The organism is Shewanella sp. POL2 (assembly GCF_000282755.1).
GTDB classification, from domain to species: Bacteria; Pseudomonadota; Gammaproteobacteria; order Enterobacterales; family Shewanellaceae; genus Shewanella; species Shewanella xiamenensis.
The window spans coordinates 1-5,801 of sequence record NZ_AKZL01000144.1; the positions used below are offsets into that span (position 1 = coordinate 1).

Annotated in this window: 4 protein-coding genes; 1 reads left to right on the top strand and 3 read right to left on the bottom strand. The window is 42.7% G+C overall.

What is annotated here, in order from left to right; genetic code table 11:
- Nucleotides 1-7 precede the first annotated feature (7 nt).
- Nucleotides 8-2,038 carry a TonB-dependent siderophore receptor gene (locus tag SHEWPOL2_RS21225; protein ID WP_239642797.1) on the bottom strand — a complete coding sequence of 677 codons (2,031 nt, stop codon included), beginning with the start codon at nt 2,036-2,038 and terminating at the stop codon, nt 8-10.
- A gap of 351 nt (nt 2,039-2,389) precedes the next feature.
- Between SHEWPOL2_RS21225 and SHEWPOL2_RS21230 the strand changes: the two genes are divergently transcribed.
- Nucleotides 2,390-2,605 carry a hypothetical protein gene (locus tag SHEWPOL2_RS21230; protein WP_144346306.1) on the top strand — a complete coding sequence of 72 codons (216 nt, stop codon included), beginning with the start codon at nt 2,390-2,392 and terminating at the stop codon, nt 2,603-2,605.
- A 907-nt stretch (nt 2,606-3,512) separates the two neighbouring features.
- Here SHEWPOL2_RS21230 and SHEWPOL2_RS21240 read toward each other — a convergent pair.
- Both SHEWPOL2_RS21240 and SHEWPOL2_RS21245 read right to left on the bottom strand, forming a co-directional pair.
- The gene (locus tag SHEWPOL2_RS21240) at nt 3,513-3,974 is read right to left on the bottom strand and encodes an Imm26 family immunity protein (protein ID WP_037431474.1); all 462 of its coding nucleotides are present in this window, start codon (nt 3,972-3,974) and stop codon (nt 3,513-3,515) included.
- 382 nt (nt 3,975-4,356) lie between these two features.
- Entirely contained in the window at nt 4,357-5,334 is a 978-nt protein-coding gene (locus SHEWPOL2_RS21245; protein WP_037431476.1) for a hypothetical protein, read from the bottom strand.
- Nucleotides 5,335-5,801: the final 467 nt, after the last annotated feature.

The following is a 5,801-nucleotide window of genomic DNA, read 5'->3' on the forward strand; positions in this document are numbered from 1 at the left end:
GTAAAAATCAATGCTGGAGTAATAGTTTTTTATCAAATAAGTTATTGATATTTAGTTGAACTTTAGCATCGTCTGTCAGTTGATAGCTTGTCATCAGATTGACTAGATAATAGCTATCTTGCTCGGAACGCTCGCCATTGGGACCTGCGTCATCTTTGTAAATTTTACTCTGCCAGCTTAAGTTACCGCCAACGGTTAAATCCGCGAGTGCACCATCAAAGTGATAAAGCGAGGATAAACGAATCAGATCCTTCGGTAGATGAGTGCTAAAGGCTGCCCCGTCTTGATCTTCCGATGTACTATGGGTATAGCTGAAAAACAGATCCCAATCTTCTACTGGTCTACCGTTTAACTCAACTTCATAACCTTGGTTACTGGTTCCGTCCACTCCACGCATTGGATAGCTACCATCTGGTAGAGGTGTGGGATAATTTGGGTCACGTTCTGCCACATTTTCCTTTTGCACTTTAAATACGGCAATACTGGCGGTCAGTTTCTCATCGAAGAAATCCCCTTTCGCACCCAGTTCTATATTATTTCCGGTCATGGGATCTAAGCGCTTATTGTTCGCGTCTTTTGCATCCTGTGGCTGGAAAATTTCGGTATAACTGGTGTAAATCGAGATGCTATCGTTCAGGTTGTATATAAGGCCCGCGTAGGGCGTAAAAACATCGCTATTGTTGTAGTCAGCCGCCGCGTTTGATTCAAACTTATATTGGCTAATGCGGCCACCCAGTAACAACATCCATTGATCATGTAAATTAATTTGGGTCGCGAGATAGGCCCCTTTTTGAATATCCTCACCTTCTTGATAGATTGGCGTCGACGGATAATTAGGTTCGGCAACTGAGCCATCCCATTCGAAAAAGTTACCAATACTTATGCTATTCAATGGGTAATAGGAATCTGCGGTTGTGTCTTGCTTAGAATACAATAAACCCGCAGTCAATTTATGCTCGCGGCCAAAGAGCTCAAATGGCCCTGAAGCAAATAGTCGCGCAGCATCTTGTTTACGGGTCGATTGATAGATCATCGCCGATGCCCCCATTCCTAACCCTGTCGTTTTATCCGGCGCGCCATAAAGATAAAGCAAGTGTCCGTCCATCTCATCTTCACGATGTTCGACGTCAAATTTAAGGTCCCAATTATTATCAAAATCATGTTCAAGCGTGGCAAAAACATTCGCGCCATTACGTTGCCAACTCGACCAAGAGGCTGCGGTTGTGGTCGAGCGAGGTAGATCATTGGCCAAACTGCCATCAGCATAAAATAGAGGAAGACCACCCCAAGTTGAGCCTTTTGGATCACGGTCACTGTAATCAGCACCTAGGGTAAATAAGGTACTGTCACTGAGTTTTGCCGTGATCACGCCATAAACTTGGAGATTTTCATCTTTGGCAAGGTCAATATAACTATCTGATTTCTCATAGGCAGCGGCAAAACGAGCCTGCACAGCACCACTGTCCGTCACATCAACAGAGGCATCGCCTTCAACGCGGTAGCTATCCCATGAACCGACTTTTGCGCTGACATAGCCGCCAGGTGTCGCTTTAGGACGTTTGCGGATAAGGTTAATTGCCGCCGATGGTTCGCCCGCTCCTGTTAAGAGTCCCGTTGCTCCACGGACCACTTCTACGCGGTCAAATAATATAGTGTCAGTTGAGGCGTCATTAAAGAAACTCGAATAGTTAACGGGCACACCATCAAACTGGAAATTAGTAATGGGATTACCGCGAGAGCTAAAGAAATAGCGGTTGGTCTCAGCTTTTTGAGCATAAATGCCAGGGGTTAAAAACATTAAGTCCGCAACACTATTAAGTGAGAAACTTTGAATAAACTCTTGATCGATAATGGTAACGGATTGTGGCGTTTCCCGCAGAGTTAAAGGTAACCCTGTTGCCGTTGCGGCCTTATCTAAACGACTTCCCTTGATACTGATGACCTCAATATTAGTCGCGGACTTGTCTTCACTTGCGTAGGTGCTTGGTGCGAATAAAAAACTCGCAATGAGTGTAGCTAACAGCGTTTTTTGCATCATGATTCCCCATCATTGTTGTTTGAGAGATGCATTTTAATTGAAAATAATTATCAATACACAAAAATGATAACAATTCTCATTACATTTACACTCAAAATTTGTAAAAATGTTGGGGGCATCACATGCTCAAGGCGGGCCTCAATGTTGGTTTATGTAGCATGGCTAGCTAGATCGCCATCAAGATCTTATTCGATACTCTCTGTTTTACGGGCCTTTAGGATTCACTCAGCAATAGATGAAACTCACCTATTGCTTACCGCCATGCGTTCAATCCTTATGAATAAGATTGACTTAGCATTCACTCACTCTATATTATCCAGCTCTAACATATGAATTAAAAAGGAATTTATTGTGTCAATGTTCTTGCTGATTTTGCTGTTGCTCTTCGCTAGCATGATGTTTTTCGGCATATTGAGTTATTCACTCGGTCGCAAAAAAACGACACATCCTAAGCTCACAGGGATGCTAGGCGCGATACTGGGATTATTCCCGTTATTAGGCGTTATTTTCTTGATTGTCTTAGTGCTAAAAGCTGATATTACAACCCCGAGCATCCCCCTGGAATAGTCACAAGCTCTAGTTAATACAGTTAACTGATCAGGATTTATTCCAACAGTTAATTTAGAGCGAAAATATTATCGCAATGAGTTGTTTCGCCAGAAGAACTCTTCAAGAGACAGTTGAATTTGTGTTGGTTTCAACTGTCATTTCGGATGTTAATCTTAAAGAAGAAACTGATTCCCTTTGGGCTAAAAGCGCGTTAGATTTTTTACTCTAATTAATTGGTTTTGGATTAATATTTGTAAGGCGATTATTGAACGTTAGTATTAAACCCGATAAACAAGTCATCCATTTTCGTTGCATGAACTTAAGCGAATGATCTCCAAAAACTCATTTGGTCAAAACTCACAGCAGACTGAGCAGCTCAAAACAGTAGAAGCGATCACTCATAGACAGCAGAAGCGATCAATTGTGCCAGTACCAATTTTAATGGCGGCGCTGCACCAAGTTGCGCACATTGCTGTTAAAGACTGCCCACTTCTACCTGTCACGACTGCCCTGAGCGCTGGCAAAATTGCCTAGTTTCAGGCAAGAAAGAGCCCTCTATAGATTGGGGCGAATATACAACTCTATTTTGAATGTCCACTCTATCTCCCAGGCCAGTAAATACCTTGCCTAACAGAAGGCAGAGCATGAGAAGGCGCAGGAAATCAGCAAACAGACTGAGCATGGACTGGCTACCTGACTCCAGAGAAAACAAAACCCACACTCGTGGGCTTTGTTGTCTATTACTCTATACTAGGCTATTCATCAATATATACTTAAAAGCAATCAAAATAACTATTTGAAAAGAAGATAAAACCGTATATAAACCAAATCGTTTTAGCTTAAGTTTTTTCCAGCAAATAAATACAGCGGAAATGCAGCCAAGGTGCCAAAAACATAAAACACGATATCTTCTAAGACTCCATTTCTATCCTAGCAACTTAGTCATTACCAACTCGACTGCACCATAACCATAAAGATCTGATTCTTCGAGGCCTTTTGTGTCATATGGGATTGATTCCTCCTTATCTAGCTTGCTTGGATCAGCATCAGAATAGATAACGCGCCAAGCTCGCCCAGTAAGCTCATCCTGTCTTATAAAAGTTGGCACCGGCCAATCTTTATGCGACCATGAAGGCATATCTCCCAGAATCAGCCACTCGCCATTAATCAACCCTAAGTCACCAATTCGAAGACATTTAATCGCATCAGTTGACCGCATTATCGAAATTTCTGTAAACGAAGGAATCGTTTCAAATTTCTTACCAAAGAAATAAGCAAGGATAATTTTTCCTTTTTTTGCCATGCGCGCAACAACGCCTACTGCAAACCCATTATTTCGAAGAGGAACCGCAAACAAAGATCCCTCACGATATGGTATAGACTTCATTATTTACCTCCCAAGTAAAGGCGAGCAGCATCCATGTACTCATCTATCTTTGGATTGCTTGGGCTGATCGGCCTGATTTTATTAACGATAAATCAAACGATAAATCAAGCCACCCATTTTAAATCAACAACATAACGATAAATCAAGCCAAGATAAATCAAGCCACCCATTTTAAATCAACAACATAATGCACTTTCAGTTTGCCTACAACTTGTAAAAGTTAACATTGTTAAAAAAGAACCATCAAAAGTTATAGGGACAGCATCTGAGGCAATAAATTGCGCTAATCCCTTAAAAAATCGGGCATTTCAGACGAGATAAATCATCCCAGTTCTTAGGGGATACTCAGCAAGGGTTACTTTCGAAGTTATATAAGTCGTTGTCAGTTGCAGCGCAAGTGCTGGCAGCTTGCCGCAAAGTGCCGTCGTCGCTTTTCGAGATGTTCGCAGTAATCGCTCAGTTCTTGCAGCGTGCCCACTGGCCCGTGAAATAGTTTGCCAAACTCGGTTGTCAGCTTGAGCCAATTGTCATGGGGAATATTTAATCTGTTCAGTATCTTGGCGCTACTTTCACTGATGCTTCCACGTTTATCATTGCGAATGATTCGGCCGGTATCATCCACCAATTGAAGGTAATCGGTTAAGGCAAACGCAATGCCATTGGGTTGGTTGTCGCACTCGTTGCCAATAAAAGGCAGGAGATTGCTCGGCTGCTCACCTTTTAATGCAGCCCGAATACGTAGTTGAATACTGGTATGGTCGGATTGTTCAGGTGTATCAGCGAGTTGTGCTCTAATCGGATTTAAATCAACGTAAGTCATGCAGGCTAATACTGCGGCTTCATCGAGTAATGCTTGGGATTTAAACCGACCTTCCCAGAAACGACCTGTGCAGTTATCTTCTTGATTTGCTTGCCTTGCAATCGGTTCATTTAAGCAGCGCATAAACCATGAAATATCACACAAACGGCTGCGATAAAGAGCGATTGAATGCTTTAATCTGTTCACCTCATGCGCTTCAACCAACTCACCTTTAGCGAATTTGTGCGTTAATTCATCGCCTTTAAACAACTTATGCCATTGCTCAAGCACTTCGCGGTCAGTCCAACGATTGGCACTGTCGATATCCACCCGCAGCACCAAATGCAGATGATTCGACATCACCGCAAACGCTGCCACATCAATAGCAAAAACCGCTTCAAGTTCAAATAATAATGACTCCACCCAAGCACGGCGATGGTCATAGTTTTTACCCGAGTAACTATCATCGCCACATAAAAAAGCCCGCCGAACAACGCGGCTACAGCAATGGTAATAGGGAGTGTCTTCAAGACTTATCTGAGTTCTACGAGGGCGCGGCATACAAACCTCCTTGTTTAATGCTTAACCAAAGCATAGTCGGAGGTTTACTACCGCGCTATTAAGGCTGGGTGTCCACTTTTATTACTTAATGCTTAACCAAAGCATAGTCGGAGGTTTACTACCGCGCTATTAAGGCTGGGTGTCCACTTTTATTACTTGACTCACTATGGGACAGAAGCAATTGATCTTTATATCTATTTATGGAGTATTGTCATTGTTTCCCCAGTGACTCGCCGTGAATATATCCCTATAGGCTCGACGGCGACATCCATGTCGCCAACGGTCACTGGTGCCCCAATGCCAATTTTAACTACCCATTTTGCAATATGTACGTAAAAAGCTAAGGGACAATAGCACGTTAGTTTTTTAGTCTAATCAGTTGGTTCCGGATTAAGATTTCAATGGATTAACGCCGCACTCTGAGGCAACTTTGTTGCACAGCGGAAAAGTTGTCCGGCTGCAACGAA